The following is a 17,075-nucleotide window of genomic DNA, read 5'->3' on the forward strand; positions in this document are numbered from 1 at the left end:
AGCGCAAGCGAGCCGCGGCCGGCCGGCGGCCGCTTCCGCCGCCCCGGACGCCGTGATATTGGCGGCTGATGTCCCGCCCGTGGTCGATCATCGCACTGGTCTGGTTCATGCTCGCGACCGCAATGGCTGGCGCGGCCGCGATCGCGGTGCCTGCCGCGGCGGCGGAGGCGATCGTCAATTTCCCCTCGCTCGACGGCGCGACCGACCTGATCGGCCATCTCACCCGTCCCGAGGGTGACGCGCCGCGGCCGGCGGTGGTCCTGATGCACGGCTGCTCCGGCCTCAACGACAAAAAGGGCCGCATCTTCGGTCTCTACCGCGCCTGGGCGCGCGCGCTTGCCGTGCAGGGTTATGTCACGCTGATCGTCGACAGCGCGACGCCGCGCGGTCTCGGCCAGACCTGCTCGCGCGGGCCGGACGCCCGCCGGATGTGGCGCGACCGGCCGAAGGACGCCTACGGCGCGCTCGGATATCTGCAGGGGCAGCCCTTCGTGAAGGCTGACCGCATCGCGCTGATGGGCTGGTCGCAGGGCGGCGGGGTGACGCTGCTCTCGATCAACGACAAGAGCATCGGCCGGCCCGCCGCGCTGGCCGAGAATTTCAAGATCCGGGATTTCGCCGTCGCGGTGTCGTTCTATCCCGGCGTCTGCGCCGACATTTACCAATCGCGACCCTTTACCAATGTGGAGCCCAACAGCTGGACCACCAAAGTGCCGCTGCTGGTGCTGATCGGCGAGGCCGATGTCTGGACGCCGTTCAAGCCATGCGACGCCTTCATCACAGCGGCCAAGGCGCGCGGCAATCCGGTCGAGCTGAAGAGCTATCCCGGCGCGGTGCACGCCTTCGATGCGCCGAACCTGCCGCGCACCGAGCTGCCGCAATATCAGATGCACGACGGCTCGATTCCCGTGATCGGCACCGATCCCGACGCGCGCAAGGATGCCTTTCCCCGCGTGCTGGACTATCTGAAGCAACATCTGGAATGACGTCACTCGTTGAGGATTTGAAATGACCTGGTCCTTCCTGCTGACCTCCCTGATCGTGGTCGCTCCCCCGGCACCGGCGTGCTCTATACGCTGGCGGTGGCGCTGACCCGGGGCTCGCGGGCGAGCGTGGCGGCGGCGTTCGGCTGCACGCTCGGGATCGTGCCGCAGATGATCGCGGCGATGCTGGGGCTCGCCGCCATCCTGCACACCAGCGCGCTGGCGTTCGCGGCGCTGAAATGGGGCGGCGTGGTCTATCTGCTCTACATGGCCTGGCAGGCGCTGCGCGAGCGCGGCGCGCTCGCCGTCGACACCGAGATCAAGCCGCGCTCGAGCGGGCGGGTGATCGCAACCGCCATCCTGATCAACATCCTCAACCCGAAACTGTCGATCTTCTTCCTGGCCTTCCTGCCGCAGTTCATCGCCGTCGACGAGCCGCACCCGCTGGCGCGGATGGTCGAGCTGAGCGGTGTGTTCATGGCGATGACCTTTGCGGTGTTTGCGGTCTACGGGCTGTTCGCGGCGTCGGTGCGCGACCGCGTCATCACCCGGCCGAAGGTGATGGCCTGGCTGCGGCGCAGCTTTGCCGCGGGCTTTGCCCTGCTCGGCGCCAAGCTTGCTTTCGCGGAGCGCTGACCGCGTTTCGCCAGCGTTGATGCAGGCAATAAAAAAGCAGGCCTTGCGCCTGCGGTGTTGCCCCATCCGTCCGGGGCCGACTTGTTTGGATTGGTGTATTTGAAGTTGCGACCGGTGGTCCTGATCTGGATGCCCCGATCTGGGTGCCCGGGCAGGGCAGAGCCGCTACCCGGGCAAGAAACGGGTTACTTCTTCTTGGCGGCCTTCTTCTTCTTGGGGGCCTTTTTCGCCTTCGCCTTCTTCGCTTTCTTAGCCATAGTATCCTCTCAAGGTTTCATGGATTGAAACGCGACTCCGAGGCATGCTTGGCGGAGGGCCAGCCTCGCAACATCCTCAGTAGCAAACTCAGCAGATTCGGAGGCGGCTGCCGCGTGCTGTCACGGCGCTGTCATTGTGTTATCCACAGTTGTTAGCTGTTTTCGCCAGGTTTTTGCCGCGCTACGTGCGCCGCGCGTCGCATCCGGCATGCTTAACGATGCGCAAACGGCCGATGCGCACATCTTCATCAATTCAAAACCACAGCTTGGATTGGAGCATCGCGGGTGACAGTCCGTTAAGCGGCGCGGCCGCATCCTGTCCCGCAAGACAACGGGGATTGTCATTGGGGAAGCGCCCTAGGGGCGGCGGTCATTTCAGGAGAGGCGAGACCGATAGGGGTCTCGAACAGGGGCGATGTTGAGCGTTCCGACGCTTTGGACGGTATTCGTTATCAATTTTCTCGCGCTCGGCCTGATCTGGGCCTATGTCGCGCGCAGCTATCCTGCCTTCGGTGCGGCGCAGTTCTGGACCGCGTCGGCGTTCGCCGCGGCGGCCGGTGCCGCCTGTGCCATGCTCCGCATGATGCTGACGGACTCGCTGCTGCTGCTGCCGCTGCTGGCGGCGGGGACGCTGATGGTGTTCGCCGCCGGCCTTGCCGCGATGGGCATCGAGCGGTTCTACGGCAAGCCGGTGGGCTGGCGCACCACAATGCTGACCACCGCGTTCACCTTCGCCGGCCTTACCGTCTTCATCTTTGCCTACGACAGCATGCCGATGCGCATCCTGGTCTACACCATCGCGCAGGTCACGCCGTTCGCGTTGACGCTGAAGCTGCTGCTGTCGCCCGAGAACGGCCGCGTCAGCCCCGGCGCGCGGCTTGCCGGCATCGTCGCCTCGCTGCTGATCGCCATCTATGCGCTGCGCCTGGTCGGCGCCCTGCTGCAGCCCGGCGAGTTCAGCTTCGTTCGTTTCAATGCCGGCCAGTCGCTGGTGATCCTGCTGATGGTGTTCCTGTCGATGGCGCTCAATTTCGGCTTTCTGCTGATGGCGATCGACCGGCTGCGCAACGAGGTCGCCGACCTCGCGCTGCTCGACGACCTGACCGGCGTCGGCAACCGCCGCCATCTGGTGCAGCGGCTGACCGAGGAATGCGCGCGCTCCGACCGCAACGGCGAGGCGTTCGCGCTGCTGGTGATCGACCTCGATGGCTTCAAGGGCATCAACGACACCCATGGCCACGCCGCCGGCGACGCCTGCCTGCAGCACTTCACACTGATGGCGCAGACCAGGCTCCGCCCCGGCGACATGCTGGCCCGCACCGGCGGCGACGAGTTCTGCATCGTGCTGCCGTCCTCGACGCTGCGCGAGGGTGCGATGATTGCCCGCCGCGTGCTGGAGGTCTGCCGCGCCGATGCCGAGCAGTGCACCGGCCAGGACATTCCGATCGCGGTGTCGATCGGCGTTGCGCAATGGAGCCGCGAGATCGGCATGCATCCCGACCGCCTGATCGCCGCTGCCGACCATGCGCTGTACGACGCCAAGAAAGGCGGCAAGAACGGCTATGCGACCTACGAGCCCAAGCTGCCGCCCGAGATAGCCGATCTCGTGGAAGCGACCCTGCGCAAGCGCGCCTGAGCATGCTAACGAGGGGCGACCCTGGATCCCTCCGTGATGATGTCCCGCCTGCTCGCCGTCCTTGCTGCGCTCGTGCTGTCCTCCGCGGTATCAGCTGAAACGCCCGATCTCGCGGCCATCGCGCGATCGCAAGGCACGCCTGAGATTCCCGGGTTGAAGATGGTCTGGCTGTCGCCCTGGGGCGACGTCGGCAAGTCGCATCCCTGGCGCAACATCATCGTGCACCAGACCGAGGGCCCGCAGGGCTCGGCACGATATGGCGCAGCAGAGCAGCACAACCACCCGACCCGGCGCGGCGTCATGGTCTGGGTCGAAACCGACGGCACGGTCTATTGGGCAGTTGCGGACAATTTGGTCCCGACCCACACCGACGGCGCCGACCGCAACGACAACAAGTATGTCGACAACAGCAAGACCTATCGGCAGGTGAACAAGGACACCTCGATCGGCGTCGAGTTCGCCGGCAACTATCCCGACGTTACGAAGGGCGCGACCGATGCGCAGATCGCGGCGTGGCGGGTGCTGGTGAAGCTGCTGCGCGCGCGTTACGGCATCCCGCTCGACCACGTCTATGCGCACAACTGGATCGACTTCAAGGACGCCCGCTACTGCGAAGGCTGCGCGCTCGCGACGATGGCGCGCGAGTGGGGGGAGTAGTCGTTAACGACGCTTGGCGATTTCCAGCCTGAGCGAAATCGCTTCGAAGCTTGTTAAAATTTGCTGGGTACCTCTGCCAGCAAGGGATCAGGGGAAGAGAAGATATGGGCAAGCGGGCTAAACGTGGGAAGACTGAGGCGCTCGCGCTACCGGTGGCGGGAAGAGTTGCAATTGGCGCCGTGGCGGCTGTCGCATTGGGGTACGGTTTGCTGTGGCGTCCGGCGAGCGTCCAACCGATACGGAAGCAAGCCGCGCACCAGGTCCCGGCGCCATCGGCTCCGGTGCCATCGGCTCCTATTCACGTAGCGGCGCCGGTTCAGGCTCCAGCGCAAGCTCCGGTTCCAATCCCGGTCCCCGCGCCCCGGATCGAAACGCCAAAAGCCGCTGACGTTCCCGGAAGACTCGTTCGCCAAGTGGTTGACTACGTCAGCCATCAGACGCCGGGCACCGTCGTCATCGATACCGGAAACACATTCCTTTATCTCATTCTCAACGACCAGCAGGCGATGCGCTACGGCATCGGTGTCGGCCGCGAGGGTTTCACATGGTCCGGTGAGCAGGCCGTGGCCCGCAAGACAGAATGGCCGGATTGGCGTCCGCCTGCAGAGATGCTTTCGCGACAGCCTTATCTGCCGCGGTTTATGGCAGGCGGTCCCGGTAATCCACTCGGCGCTCGGGCGATGTATCTGGGCGAGACCGAATACAGAATTCACGGCACCAACAAGCCCGATACGATCGGGAAGCGGGTTTCGTCCGGCTGTATCCGGCTGACCAATGAAGACGTCGTGGACCTTTATGACCGGGTGAAAGTCGGAGCGAAAGTCATCGTGCTTCCGGCCCCCGCGGCCAATCGGCCATCCCAGGGCGCGCCGCCCGACGCCGCCGTCCGATCACCGGATCTGGTACCGCCGTCGAACCGGCCTTCGGCAACGAGCGCGCAGATGCAATCATCTCGACCGAAGATGGCCGAGGCCCAGTAACTTGATTTCTGTCCCGGGTCTCGCGGCGTGGCGGGTGCAGGTGCTGCGCGCGCGTTACGGCATTCCGCTGGAGCGCGTCTACGCGCACAACTGGATCGACTTCAAGGACGCCCGCATTGAGAAGAGCGGACGAAAGTTGTTGCATGACGTCGGAGTGCACTAATGAGCCCTTCTGGAGCTTTGATCGCGATCCTGCCGTGTAATGACCTTGATGCGTCGGAGCGGTTCTACAATCGGCTGGGCTTTGCGCGCCCGGACAGCGAAAGGCCTGCTCCGGGAGAGCCCGACACCTATCGCATGCTGTCGAACGGGAAGGGCGGATACTTGCATCTGACGGACGCGGTCGAGGGATGGCTAACGCCGGGCAGAAACCCTTTTGGGCTTTATCTATACCTCGAGAGTGTTGATGCTGCGGCGCGCGAATTTCAGCAATCACCCGAAGACAAGCCGTGGGGGATGTACGAATTTGCGATCTCTGACCCAGATGAAACGTTGGTCCGTGTCGGTTGGCCAAGCCGTCTCCGCGCCGGAGCGCAATAATTCGTCCGCACTGAGCCTTGGCCGACATGACCAAGTGCGGCTCGTTTGTCCGCTCCCGAGGCTGATGCGGACATTCGTCGGCAGGCGGATCTATGGGCATACGTCCTGGATCGAGGTGCGTGCCGAAGCATCATGGCAAAAGCCAGCCCGGTAGCATGGGTGGAGCGAAGCGATACTCGTCAACCTTGTGCTGCGCGGTGGGATGATGGGTATTGCTGCGCTCCGCCCATCCTACAGACTGGATCGACTTCAAGGATGCCCGCTACTGCGAGGGCTGCGCGCTCGCGACCATGGCGCGGCAGTGGGGCGAGTAGGGCGGGGCACTCATAAAAATCCGGGACGTCTGCTTTCGGGGACGAAGCGGAAACCCGATCCGACCTCAGCGATATCGCCTTCTGACCCGAAGCGGTCATTCAGCCTGCGCGTCTCTGTCACATGCTGCGGAGGTATTTTGGAACCAATACCTCGGTGGTGTGGTGTTTCTTACGGACTCTTTGTGCGATATGCTTTTTTGCTCAAGCCAGCTGCTCATGCGTTCAGCACGATGTACAGCCATGGCCGAGGCCATCTCGCTAAGAAAGTAAGCTGCGCTCTTGCCTGGCAACAGGAAAGGGGCGGAGCGGTGCGCGTGTCACGCATGTAGTAGCCTCCGCAAAAAGCGGCCGTCGCGGCTTGAAGACTGCCGCTCGGTAGGAGGTGCCAATGACCCGCGTCAGAATAAGCCTACTCTCAACAGTGGAAACGGCTCTTGTTTGCGCAGTCCTCGCGGCCCTTGTGCCTGGAGCGGCTGAGGCACAAACATCGGAAAAGAAGGGGACAACGCCTTATGTGACACATTTCATCTTCCGCCCGATCATGAGCATTGACATCCCCGGTCTTGGCACCGCCACCAACCTGGAAGCTGTCGGGACTACGCAAAACATGAAGGGAGAAAAGATGTTCGACAAGATGTCGGCACATTGCGCGGCGCTGAGCGTTGCATCAGGCGATAAGAAATACATTGACGGAGCTTGCGTGCTCGCTGACAGCGACGGTGACAAAATTTTCTCGACGTTTGATACTCGCGACGTCGACAAGTCGCAGCCAGAAATGAAGTGCGGTACGCATATCATCACCGGCGGTACCGGCAAGTACAAAGGCATAACTGGGACCGAGCCATTTGCATGCATAGCGATGCCGGCCCTCGCTGGCCCAGGTGGCTATACCGCGATGGATATCCCGCATAACACGGCGTGGGAGATCAAGTGACGGTAGGCGCGCTTCGCTCTCGTCTTCGCTCGTCGGCATGCTACGCGTGAATGCGGTCGCCCTGCGTTCACGACCGGATTGAAGATACTACGGACCTGGGAAGGATAAGCCGGCGGCAAAATCTAGGCACAAGCTCGTCCTGTTGTTGTTTTGGTACCCCCTGGCGCGGTTGGCATAAGGCGAGACTTCCGCTTCTGGCACTTAGCCGACATGGCCAAGAGCGCCTCGTTTGTCCGCTCCTGAGGCTAATGCGGACATTCGTCGGCAGGCGGATCTATGGGCATGCGTCCTAGATCGAGATGCGTGCCGAAGCATCATGCCAAAAACCAGCCCCGTAGGATGGGTGGAGCGAAGCGATACCCATCAACCTTGTGCTGCGCGGTGGGATGATGGGTATTGCTGCGCTCCGCCCATCCTACAGATAAAAGTAAAAAAGCCGGCGTTGCCGCCGGCTTTCGTGTCTCGCTTACGCGTCTGTTGGCTCGTTCGCCGCGCGCTTAGTGCGCGGCTTCGAGAGCGGCTTCCTGCCGGGCGATCGTGCCTTTGACGGCCGACTGCACCTTTTCGAACGCGCGGACCTCGATCTGCCGCACGCGCTCGCGCGACACGCCGAACTCGGCGGCGAGGTCTTCCAGCGTCATCGGCTCATCCGCCAGACGCCGCGCCTCGAAGATGCGGCGTTCGCGCGGGTTGAGCACGCCGATCGCACCGTTCAGGGCCTGGCGGCGATGATCGAACTCCTCGCTCTCGGCCATCACGGCCTCGGCGTTGGGCGAGTTGTCGACCAGCCAGTCCTGCCATTCGCCGGCTTCGCCGTCGTCGCGGATCGGGGCGTTGAGCGACGCGTCACCGCCGAGGCGGCGGTTCATGTCGACCACGTCCTGATCGGTCACGCCGAGGCGCTTGGCAATCAGCTTCACCTGGTCGGGGTGGAGATCACCCTCTTCCAGAGCGGAGATCTTGCTCTTCGCCTTGCGCAGGTTGAAGAACAGCTTCTTCTGGTTCGCGGTGGTGCCCATCTTCACGAGCGACCAGGAACGCAGAATGTACTCTTGTATTGACGCCTTGATCCACCACATGGCGTAAGTGGCGAGACGGAAGCCCTTCTCGGGCTCGAATCGCTTCACCGCCTGCATCAGGCCGACATTGCCTTCCGAGACCACCTCGGAGATCGGCAAGCCGTAGCCGCGATAGCCCATGGCGATCTTGGCCACGAGCCTGAGATGGCTGGTGACGAGCTTATGCGCCGCGTCGCGATCGTCATGCTCGCGCCAACGCTTGGCGAGCATGTACTCCTGCTGGGGCTCCAGCATGGGGAACTTGCGGATCTCGGCGAGGTATCTGGAAAGACCGGATTCTCCATTGAGAACCGGTAACGTAGCTGTACGGGCCATTACTTGCGCCCTCCAGTGGTTCAGGCCCCCGATAGCGGCGGACCCGGCAGGTGGCCGCTGGGTTAAAGCCGGCCATGCTGCGATGTTCCGCGTTGGATATTCAACGCAGGTGCAACATACACCAAACTGTCCGTGATAGGGAAGGACTGCTGACGTCACGTCCCCGTGTGGCAGCTATAACCTGTTGTCATAACGAGGCTTTTCATCAGGGGGTGCGTCATACCGCCGCTTCCAGTGCCCTTTGCAGGAGAAGCAAATCCTCCGGCAAAGGCTGTTCCCAGCGCAAAAGTTCCCCGGTCCGGGGGTGCTCCAAAGCCAGCAGATAGGCGTGCAGGGCCTGCCGGTCGAGGGCGGTGAGTGCGTCCTTACCTTCCGCGCTGAGCTGCCCGGCCTTGGTCTTGAAGTGGGCGCCGTAAACGCTGTCGCCCATCAGCGGATGACCAAGATGCGCGAGGTGCACCCGGATCTGATGGGTCCGGCCGGTCTCGAGCTGGCAGGCCAACAGCGAGGCCACCGGCTTGCCGTCGCGACCGGCAAAGCTCTGCTGCACCTCGAAATGGGTGATTGCCTCGCGGCCGCTCTGACGGACGGCCATCTTCTCGCGGGCGTGCGGATGGCGGTCGATCGGCGCGTCGATCGTGCCGCGAGGCCGGTTCGGCACGCCCCAGGCGAACGCCATGTAGCCGCGCTCCATCGGGCCGGTGCGGCCATGGTCGGCGAACTGCGCGGTCAGCGACTGATGGGCTTGGTCGTTCTTGGCGACCACCATCAGTCCCGTGGTGTCCTTGTCGAGCCGGTGCACGATGCCCGGCCGCTTGACCCCGCCGATGCCGGACAGGCTGCTGCCGCAATGGGCGATCAGCGCGTTGACCAGCGTTCCCGTGGCGTGGCCGGCCGCGGGGTGCACGACCAGGCCGCGGGGCTTGTCGATGACGATGATGTCGTCGTCCTCGAACACGATATCGAGCGCGATGTCTTCGCCCTGGGGCTCGGCGGGCGCGGCCTCCGGCACGTCGATTGTGATCGTATCGCCCTTGGCGACATGATAAGCGGGGTCGCGGACGACGGCGTCCTTGACGGTCACGGAACCGGCGAGGATCAGCGCCTTGAGCCGGGACCGCGACAGCTCGGGAGTGCGCTGCGCGAGCACGCGGTCAAGCCGGGCCGAGCCCTCGTCGCCCGCGACGATGACCTCCAGCTTCCGACCGCCATTCGAAGAGACTTCTTGCAAAGACATAGAGCCTTGTGATGACCGACACCGCTGTGACCGAACCGACCCCCGACCAGGCCGCGCTGATCGCGCGGGTGCGTCGCATGATGCTGATCGCAGGGCTGACCTCGGCACTGGCCGTGGCCGTCGTGTTGATCGCCATCGGCTACCGCCTTTATCGCAGCGAGGGAAGCCCTGTTTCGGTGTCCGACGTCACTGCTGCGCTGCCGAAGGGCGCCCGCATCGTCTCCACCGGCGTCGTCGGCGAACGGTTGGTGCTGACGCTCGATATAGGCGGTGCAACAGAGATCCGCACATTTGATGCAAAGACGCTGAAACCTGTCGGCAGGCTGACCTTCGTCAACGAACCCTGATCGACGCAACCGCGAAGCGGCGCAGTCGAATCAACCAGAAGCTGCAGCGTATTTTTTGCGCATGCGTTCGTGCATCGAGAATGTCTGTCGCCATCTTTTCGGCCGAGTTGCACGCTCAGCTTGCGCCATGTCGGAGTCCAATCCCAGCGCTTCCGTCGAACAGACCGGTGAGGCCGATGCGTCGGGCTCGTGCGCCGACCCGACGCGCCGCGCGCTGTTGACCGCGCTCGCGGGTTGCGCCTGCCTCGCTGCAATCGAGCCTGCATTCGCCGACGACGAAGATCAGCCTGGCGCCAGTGAGCGACCGCAAAAGGCCGACCTCCTGGTGCGCGCCGAAGGCGACAAGGCCGGCGAGGTCATCAAGTCGGATGATCTGACGCTCGGTGGACCGCCCATTCGCGCCTGGCCGAAGGATCCGAAATCCTCCGTCGTCCGCAAAGGTTCGCGGCTGAATGAGGTCGTGCTGGTCAAGCTCGATCCCAACGAACTGGACGATGCGACGCGCGCTCGCGCGCCTGACGGCATCGTCTGCTACTCCATCATCTGCTCGCATGCCGGATGTCCGATCACCGCCTGGGTGAAGGAAGAGCAGGGCGACAAGAACGTCCTGAAATGCCTCTGTCACAACTCCGAATACGATCCGCGGCAGAATGCGCAGGTCGTGTTCGGGCCGGCGCCACGTCGCCTCGCGGCATTGCCGCTGACGGTGGCCGACGGCGCGATCACGGTCGCAGCGCCATTCGTCGGAAAGGTGGGTGCTCAGCAAGGAGGATGAGGCCACACCGGGATTTCTGCATGACCTAAGCTGAAAAAACAAAACAGAGCAGGGAGGTAGCATCTCATGACAAGCAAGCAGTGGTTACTGTCGGGTTGCGTCGCATTCACGTGTCTCGTCTCGACCTACGCCGTCGCGGGGCCGATCGAAAACTACAGTCCGGTGACGTCAGCGCGTCTCGAAAATCCCGAACCCGGCAACTGGATGCTCTATCGCCGGACCTATGACGGACAGGGTTATAGTCCGCTCAATCAGATCAACACCTCCAACGTCAAGGATCTCAAGCCGGTCTGGACTTTCTCCACCGGCGTGATCGAAGGCCATGAGGCGCCGCCGATCGTCAACAATGGCGTGATGTTCGCCGCGACCCCGATGGGGCAGGTGATCGCACTCAACGCCAAGACCGGCGAGGAATATTGGCGGTACAAGCGCCAGCTTCCCGACGATCTGTTCCAGTTGCACCCGACCAGCCGTGGCGTCGGCCTGTGGCAGGACAAGGTCTACTTTGCCACGACCGACGACCACGTCGTCGCGCTCGACGCCAAGACCGGCAAGGTGGTCTGGGACACCAAGGTCCAGGACTACAAGAAGGGGCAATATCTGACGCTGATGCCGCTGGTGGTCGACGGCAAGGTGATCGTGGGCGGCTCCGGCGGCGAGTTCGGCGTGCGCGGCTATGTCGTCGCCTACGATGCCGACAGCGGCAAGGAACTCTGGCGCACCTTCACCATCCCCGGCGAAGGCGAGCCCGGCCATGAGACCTGGAGCGGCGACGACTGGAAGTCGGGCGGTGGATCGGCCTGGATGACCGGCGTCTACGACAGGGACAACAAGACGATCCTCTGGGGCGTCGGCAACGCTGCGCCGTGGCCGGGCTCGGCTCACGCCGGCGACAACCTCTACACCAGCTCCGTGATCGGCCTCGATCCCGAGACCGGCAAGATCAAGAAGCACTTCCAGTATCACCAGAACGATTCCTGGGACTGGGACGAGGTCGATGCGCCGATGCTGGTCGACCTGCAGCGTGACGGACGTTCGTTCAAGAGCCTGATCCACCCGGGACGCGACGCGATCTTCTGGGTGCTCGAGAACAAGCCCGACAAGATCAACTACGTGTCCGGCTGGCCGTTCGTGAAGACCAATGTCTGGAAAGGCATCGAGGCCGAGACCGGCCGGCCGATCGTCGATCCCGACCACAAGCCGGTGATCGGCAAGCGGGTCGAGTTCTGCCCGTCGCTGTGGGGCGGCAAGGATTGGCCGTCGGCGGCGTACAGCCAGAGCACCAAGCTCGTCTATGTTCCCGCCAACGAGAATTTCTGCGGCGGCTTCACCGGCGAGAAGCAACCGCTGGTTCCCGGCCAGCTCTGGCTCGGCACCAAGCCGGAGGACATCGGACTGACGCCCGCACCGAACGCCGATCATTTCGGCGAGTTGCAGGCGTGGGACCCGGCCACCGGCAAGAAGGTCTGGCAGCACGACTTCAAGACCTCGCAGCTGTTCGGCTCGGTCACGGCAACTGCCGGTGACCTGGTTCTGGCCGGCGGCACCAACGACCGGATGTTCCGCATCTTCAATGCCAAGACCGGCGAGCTGTTGTGGGAGCAGAAGACCAACTCCGGCATCATGGCGATGCCGATGTCCTATGAGGTCGATGGAACGCAATACATCGCGGTCCAGTCGGGCTGGGGCGTCGACGCGCAGCGCATCCAGGACGCGCTTGCCGGCAAGGTCGCGGGCTTCGAGAACAACGTGCCGCAAGGCGGCGTGATCTGGGTGTTCGCGCTCAACAAGAAGTAGCGCGCGACTAAAGCGCGATGAGATCAGGTTGAATCGTCATCGCGCTTTGGATTCTTGTTTAAGCATGATCTTTTCGGAAAACCGCTTCGCACTTTTCCGGATCATGCTCTTGAGCTTCGGTTCTGATCAGAACCGAAGCTCTGGCTCGTTGCTTTGACGCGTTTTCTTCAGGCGAACGGGTCCACTTCGCTCGAAAACGCTTTAGCAGACAGGGGGCGATGCGATCGGGGAGCGGCGGCTGGGGAGACCGCCGCTTCCCGGTCCGCTTCCCGCTACTTGTTCCCGCTACTTGCCTTTGGTGTCGACCTTCTGCTTCTCGTCCTCATTCATTTTCTTGATGATGGGATCACGGCTGGCCTCGCCGGTGGCTTGGCCGGTGGTCGCTGGCGGCCCATTGCTTGGAACCGAACTCTGGTCGGGCAGCACCTTGGCCGGACGCGTTGCCGTAGTGCTCGGCGGCGAGGCTGACTGTGCGAACGTCTGCGCGGCAAAAAGAAAGACGCCCGCGGACAGGGTTGCCGCGAGCGTCCCGAATTTTTGAAGTGGGGTTCTCATCAATCTGCTCCTGTCAGATCGATGAGAACTTCCCGTCTTGCCTAACGTTCCTCAGGTCTCAAGCTGCTTGCCGATCGGAAGGGCGCGGATGCGCTTTCCGGTCGCGGCGAAGATCGCGTTGATCAATGCCGGTGCAAACGGCGGCACGCCGGGCTCGCCGACGCCGCTCGGCGGGGTGTCCGGACCGGGCGGCACGATGTGGACATTGGTGATCGCAGGCGACTCGTCCATCCGGATCACCGGGAAGTCGTCGAAATTGCTCTGCTGCACCTTGCCGTCCTTGAAGCTGATCTCGCCGTATTTGGCGAGGCTCAGCCCCATGATCGCAGCGCCTTCGATCTGCGAGTGGATCCGCTCCGGGTTGACGTAAGTGCCGCAATCGATCGCGGTATCGACCCGCGGCACCGTGAACTTGCCCTTGTCGTCGATCGCCACCTCAACGATGGTCGCGATGTAGCTGACGAAGGAGCGGTGCACGGCGATGCCGAGGCCGTGGCCTTTCGGCACACTGCGGCCCCACTCGCCCTTTTCCGCGACCAGTTCGACCACCTTGCGCAGCCGCGCGGTGTCGATCGGGTAGCTCTCATAGGGCTCGCCGTAGTTCCAGAGGTCCTTCACCGAATCGAGTTTGACGATCCGCGGACTTCCGATCAGCTCTAGCAGCATGTCCTTCGGGTCGCGCCCCGTCGCCTGCGCGATCTCCGCCACCATGGATTGCACCGCGAAGGCGCGCGGGATGTTGGAGACCGAGCGGAACCAGCCGATGCGCGTGAACGCGGCGGCTTCCGGGTTCTCGCACTGGATGTTGGCGATCTCGAACGGCATGTCGACCAGCCCCATCCCGAGCTCGAACGCCGCCTCGTGATTGGCGCCGGCGGCGAAGGTCGAGGCGATGGTCGGCGCCACGCTGCGGTGCCGCCACGCAGTCACCTTGCCGCTCTTGTCGAGGCCAGCCTCGATGCGTTCGACCGAGACCGTGTGCAGGAAACCGTTGTGGACGTCGTCCTCACGGGTCCATTGCACCTTGACCGGCGCGCCGAGTTCCTTCGACAGCAGGGCCGCCTCGAGCGCGAAGTCGCATTTCGACTTGCGGCCGAAGCCGCCGCCGAGCAGCGTCACGTTGACGGTGACATTGTCCTCGGGGATGCCGAGCGTCTTGGCGACGTCCTCGCGGGTGCCGCCGGGGCTCTGCACCGGCGCCCAGATCTGGGCCTTGTCGCCCTTGACGTCGGCAACCGCGACCGGCGGCTCCATGCTGACATGGGCGAGATGCGGCAGATAATATTCGCCGGTTATCACCTTGTCGGCGCTCTTCAGGGCCGCATCGACATCGCCCTCCTTGCGCACCACGAGGCCGGGTTTTCGCGCGGCCTCTTCGAGTGACGCACGATAGGTGACGGAGTCGTACTTGGCATTGGCGCCGTCATCCCAGACGATTTTCAGCTGGTCGCGGCCCTTGATCGCGGCGCCGGTGTTGCGCGCGATCACAGCCACGCCGCCGAGCGGCTGGAACTTGGACGGCCACGGCCAGCCCTTGACCTCCATCACCTTCTCGACGCCGGGGATCTTCATCGCCGCGCTGTCGTCGAACGATTTGAGCTTGCCGCCGGTGACCGGCGGACGGGCGATGACCGCGTATTTCAGGCCGGGCAACCGGATATCGGCGCCGTAATGCGCCTTACCGGTGGTGATGTCGTGCAGGTCGACGATCGAGACCTGGCCCTTGCCGAGATAGCGGAAGTCCTTCGGATCCTTCAGCTTGAGGCCTTCAATGCTCGGCACCGACTGCTTGGCGGCGTCGGCCGCGAGCTCGCCGAAGCCGATCTTGCGCCCGCTCGCGCTGTGGACGACCTCGTGGTTTTGCGCCTTCACCTCGGTCACCGGCACGCCCCATTTCTTGGCGGCGGCGGCTTCCAGCATCGAGCGCGCCGAGGCGCCGATCTGGCGCATCGGGATCAGATAGTGCCGCGTGCTGCGCGACCCGTCGGTGTCCTGGTTGCCGAACTTGACCTCGTCGCCATGCGCCTGCTGGACATGGACGCGCGACCAGTCGGCCTCCATCTCCTCGGCGACGATCAGGGGCAGGCTGGTGCGGACGCCGGTGCCCATCTCGGAGCGGTGCGCTACGATGGTGACGATGCCGTCGGGCGCGATCGCGACGAACACGCGCGGGTCGACCACGACGCCGTGCGGCATCTTGCCGGCGCCGGTCTCATAGGCGGCGAACGCCTGGCGCGTCATCACGGGTGCGGCGAGCACGAACGAGCCGGCGATGCCGAGCCCCTTGAGGATGCTGCGGCGCGAAACGTTCTCGACCTTCACGTGCTTCTCGAAGCCGCGAAGCTTGCCTGGATTGGTGCGAATGTTCATGTCACACCCCCGTCGATGCGAGGTGCACGGCATTCTCGATCCGCTGGTAGCAGCCGCAGCGGCAGATATTGCCCGCCATGGCTTCGCGAATCTGGTCGTGGTTGGGCTTCGGATTCTGGTCCAGCAGCGCTGCGGCCTGCATGATCTGGCCGGCCTGGCAGAAGCCGCACTGCGGAACATTGACCTGGCGCCATGCCTTCTGCACCGGATGATCGCCGGTCGGGTGCAGCCCCTCGATGGTGGTGACCTCGCGGCCGACGACGTCGGACACCGAGGTGATGCAGGCGCGCACCGCCTCCTTGTCGACGATCACGGTGCAGGCGCCGCACAGCGCCTGGCCGCAGCCGAACTTGGTGCCGGTGAGGCCGGCTTCGTCACGGAGATACCAGAGTAGCGAAAGGTCGGGGTCGCCATCCCAATTCTGTTCCTGGCCGTTGATTTTTAGCTTGATCATGGTCTGTCCTCGCTCTGCTTAAGCTATTGACCGATGCGGCGCGAGGGCGGAACGTCTTCCATGGCCTGCGGCCGCGATGATGTTTGTTTTGCCAAGATGTTGGTGAACCAAATTGCCGTGCGCCAAGGATTTGCGCTGTGTTCCAAGCACTCCTCTTGCTTCTCGAGCGCCTTGCCGGGCGCGCAGCGTGGTGAATGGCTGCGATGTTAGCAGAGCCGGGCGCCGCGTGACTTCACAGGCAAGTGTTTTGCATTTCCGTTTGGCGAAAGCAGGGCCGTGCACGATGCAGGTATGACATCCGGAGGTGGCCGTCATGCGATCGGCGCGGCCGCATCGCTGGGTCCGCGCAGGCGAGCCGCGCCGGGGTCCCTCATGGCAGGGCGGTTTGGGGCTGCTTCCGCGCCGAACAGAGGCCCGGCGCGTCAAGTATGGCCGACAAAATCCCCACCGCAATGCACAAGCCATCTTGCGGCAGGCCGATTTCAAGGCTATTGCCTTTCCCTTCAACGCTCCCTTCGTCTAGCGGTTAGGACGCGGCCCTCTCAAGGCTGAAACAGGGGTTCGATTCCCCTAGGGAGCGCCAGCAAACTCAGGCACTTAGGTAGCCATTAGCCGAGTTCGTTGAATAATGGTTGAATAAGACGCTGGTGATCAGCGGCGAACGCTTGCGGAATTTGCTGCCGACATTTGCCAAATGGCCTCGGCGCGATGCCTCACCGTGGCTGGCGCATTCGCGAAAAATTTTCGCGTCGCTCCTTGATATCCGGAAATATTCAAACCGCCGCTGACGTGCGCTGTCGTACGCGAGCGCCCTCGGCTGTTCGCATTGACGTTGTTCGTCGCACAATCAACTCTTGTCCCGTCGAGCTTTCTGCGAATAGGAGGTCCACGTGAGATACAATCGACGAGAGAAAACTGGCGGACAACAGTCGCAAGTCAGTCTATCCGCCCCGAAAGCCGCAGAACGGAGCACGATGCCATTCGCCCAGCGGCTCACCTGCACGATTGACGATGCATGCGAAGTGACCGGCTTGGGACGCACGAAGCTTTACGAGTTGATCGGAACTGGGCGTATCGTCACGACAACGATAGGACGTCGGCGACTAGTAGTGGTGCGCTCACTTCTGGCGCTCCTTGACACCAGCATGTCGAACTAATGGTCGTGCGACTGAAGGGAGCACCCACTTTGAACGCGCTTTTCCTCAGGCG

At 63.4% G+C, this 17,075-nt stretch carries 17 protein-coding genes, 1 tRNA gene and 2 pseudogenes; 15 read left to right on the forward strand and 5 right to left on the reverse strand.

Annotation, left to right across the window (positions count from 1 at the left end; all coding sequences use genetic code 11):
• Window positions 1-68 precede the first annotated feature (68 nt).
• The 9 genes and pseudogenes from HAP48_RS22910 to HAP48_RS22950 all read left to right on the forward strand — a co-directional run bounded on the left by HAP48_RS22910 (window position 69) and on the right by HAP48_RS22950 (window position 6,937).
• The gene (locus HAP48_RS22910; protein WP_166209597.1) at window positions 69-986 is read left to right on the forward strand and encodes a dienelactone hydrolase family protein; all 918 of its coding nucleotides are present in this window, start codon (window positions 69-71) and stop codon (window positions 984-986) included.
• A 22-nt stretch (window positions 987-1,008) separates the two neighbouring features.
• A pseudogene (locus HAP48_RS22915) lies at window positions 1,009-1,619 on the forward strand (LysE family translocator).
• A gap of 672 nt (window positions 1,620-2,291) precedes the next feature.
• Entirely contained in the window at window positions 2,292-3,512 is a 1,221-nt protein-coding gene (locus HAP48_RS22920; RefSeq protein WP_166209594.1) for a GGDEF domain-containing protein, read from the forward strand.
• Window positions 3,513-3,548: 36 nt separating this feature from the next.
• A complete protein-coding gene (locus tag HAP48_RS22925; RefSeq protein WP_166216091.1) occupies window positions 3,549-4,169 on the forward strand; it encodes a peptidoglycan recognition protein family protein in 621 nt (206 codons plus the stop codon).
• A 104-nt stretch (window positions 4,170-4,273) separates the two neighbouring features.
• Entirely contained in the window at window positions 4,274-5,149 is an 876-nt protein-coding gene (locus HAP48_RS22930) for a L,D-transpeptidase (protein ID WP_166209591.1), read from the forward strand.
• A 1-nt stretch (window position 5,150) separates the two neighbouring features.
• Window positions 5,151-5,312: a hypothetical protein gene (locus HAP48_RS22935; RefSeq protein WP_166202887.1), complete on the forward strand. Its 162-nt coding sequence runs from the start codon at window positions 5,151-5,153 to the stop codon at window positions 5,310-5,312.
• Window positions 5,312-5,689 carry a VOC family protein gene (locus tag HAP48_RS22940; protein WP_166209588.1) on the forward strand — a complete coding sequence of 126 codons (378 nt, stop codon included), beginning with the start codon at window positions 5,312-5,314 and terminating at the stop codon, window positions 5,687-5,689. Before HAP48_RS22935 ends, HAP48_RS22940 begins: the two co-directional genes overlap by 1 nt.
• 236 nt (window positions 5,690-5,925) lie before the next feature.
• Window positions 5,926-6,003 (forward strand): annotated as a pseudogene (locus HAP48_RS22945) (peptidoglycan recognition protein family protein); the annotation flags it as partial.
• 388 nt (window positions 6,004-6,391) lie between these two features.
• Window positions 6,392-6,937, forward strand: a complete 546-nt coding sequence (locus HAP48_RS22950; protein ID WP_224496548.1) for a hypothetical protein — start codon at window positions 6,392-6,394, stop codon at window positions 6,935-6,937.
• Window positions 6,938-7,434: 497 nt separating this feature from the next.
• Here HAP48_RS22950 and rpoH read toward each other — a convergent pair whose 3' ends face one another.
• Both rpoH and HAP48_RS22960 read right to left on the reverse strand, forming a co-directional pair.
• Window positions 7,435-8,331, reverse strand: a complete 897-nt coding sequence (gene rpoH / locus HAP48_RS22955; protein ID WP_029084390.1) for an RNA polymerase sigma factor RpoH — start codon at window positions 8,329-8,331, stop codon at window positions 7,435-7,437.
• Window positions 8,332-8,548: 217 nt separating this feature from the next.
• On the reverse strand, window positions 8,549-9,568 hold the full coding sequence (locus HAP48_RS22960; protein ID WP_175612300.1) for an RluA family pseudouridine synthase: 1,020 nt from the start codon (window positions 9,566-9,568) through the stop codon (window positions 8,549-8,551).
• 11 nt (window positions 9,569-9,579) lie between these two features.
• Here HAP48_RS22960 and HAP48_RS22965 point away from each other — a divergent pair, with 11 nt between their 5' ends.
• From HAP48_RS22965 to HAP48_RS22975, 3 genes are all read left to right on the forward strand, one after another.
• Window positions 9,580-9,915 (forward strand): hypothetical protein, encoded by a 336-nt coding sequence (locus HAP48_RS22965; RefSeq protein ID WP_166209585.1) that lies wholly within the window; start codon window positions 9,580-9,582, stop codon window positions 9,913-9,915.
• A gap of 127 nt (window positions 9,916-10,042) precedes the next feature.
• Window positions 10,043-10,690 (forward strand): QcrA and Rieske domain-containing protein, encoded by a 648-nt coding sequence (locus HAP48_RS22970; RefSeq protein ID WP_166209582.1) that lies wholly within the window; start codon window positions 10,043-10,045, stop codon window positions 10,688-10,690.
• A 66-nt stretch (window positions 10,691-10,756) separates the two neighbouring features.
• On the forward strand, window positions 10,757-12,487 hold the full coding sequence (locus HAP48_RS22975) for a methanol/ethanol family PQQ-dependent dehydrogenase (protein WP_166209579.1): 1,731 nt from the start codon (window positions 10,757-10,759) through the stop codon (window positions 12,485-12,487).
• 285 nt (window positions 12,488-12,772) lie between these two features.
• Here HAP48_RS22975 and HAP48_RS22980 read toward each other — a convergent pair whose 3' ends face one another.
• Genes HAP48_RS22980 through HAP48_RS22990 form a run of 3 tightly spaced genes read right to left on the reverse strand, consistent with a single transcriptional unit; the run spans window position 12,773 to window position 15,866 of the window.
• Window positions 12,773-13,042: a hypothetical protein gene (locus HAP48_RS22980; protein ID WP_166209576.1), complete on the reverse strand. Its 270-nt coding sequence runs from the start codon at window positions 13,040-13,042 to the stop codon at window positions 12,773-12,775.
• 51 nt (window positions 13,043-13,093) lie between these two features.
• Complete coding sequence (locus tag HAP48_RS22985) at window positions 13,094-15,412, reverse strand: xanthine dehydrogenase family protein molybdopterin-binding subunit (protein ID WP_166209573.1); 2,319 nt, start codon at window positions 15,410-15,412, stop codon at window positions 13,094-13,096.
• Window position 15,413: 1 nt separating this feature from the next.
• Entirely contained in the window at window positions 15,414-15,866 is a 453-nt protein-coding gene (locus tag HAP48_RS22990) for a (2Fe-2S)-binding protein (protein WP_166209570.1), read from the reverse strand.
• A gap of 508 nt (window positions 15,867-16,374) precedes the next feature.
• On the opposite strand from HAP48_RS22990, the gene HAP48_RS22995 reads away from it, so the two are divergent.
• The 3 genes from HAP48_RS22995 (at window position 16,375) to HAP48_RS50775 (ending at window position 17,023) form a co-directional block, all read left to right on the forward strand.
• A tRNA-Glu gene (locus tag HAP48_RS22995) sits at window positions 16,375-16,449 on the forward strand.
• Between the two features lie 49 nt (window positions 16,450-16,498).
• On the forward strand, window positions 16,499-16,654 hold the full coding sequence (locus tag HAP48_RS23000; protein WP_166209567.1) for a hypothetical protein: 156 nt from the start codon (window positions 16,499-16,501) through the stop codon (window positions 16,652-16,654).
• Window positions 16,655-16,840: 186 nt separating this feature from the next.
• A complete protein-coding gene (locus HAP48_RS50775) occupies window positions 16,841-17,023 on the forward strand; it encodes a helix-turn-helix domain-containing protein (protein ID WP_029084382.1) in 183 nt (60 codons plus the stop codon).
• The last annotated feature ends 52 nt before the right edge of the window (window positions 17,024-17,075 follow it).

The organism is Bradyrhizobium septentrionale (genome assembly GCF_011516645.4).
Classification (GTDB): domain Bacteria; phylum Pseudomonadota; class Alphaproteobacteria; order Rhizobiales; family Xanthobacteraceae; genus Bradyrhizobium; species Bradyrhizobium septentrionale.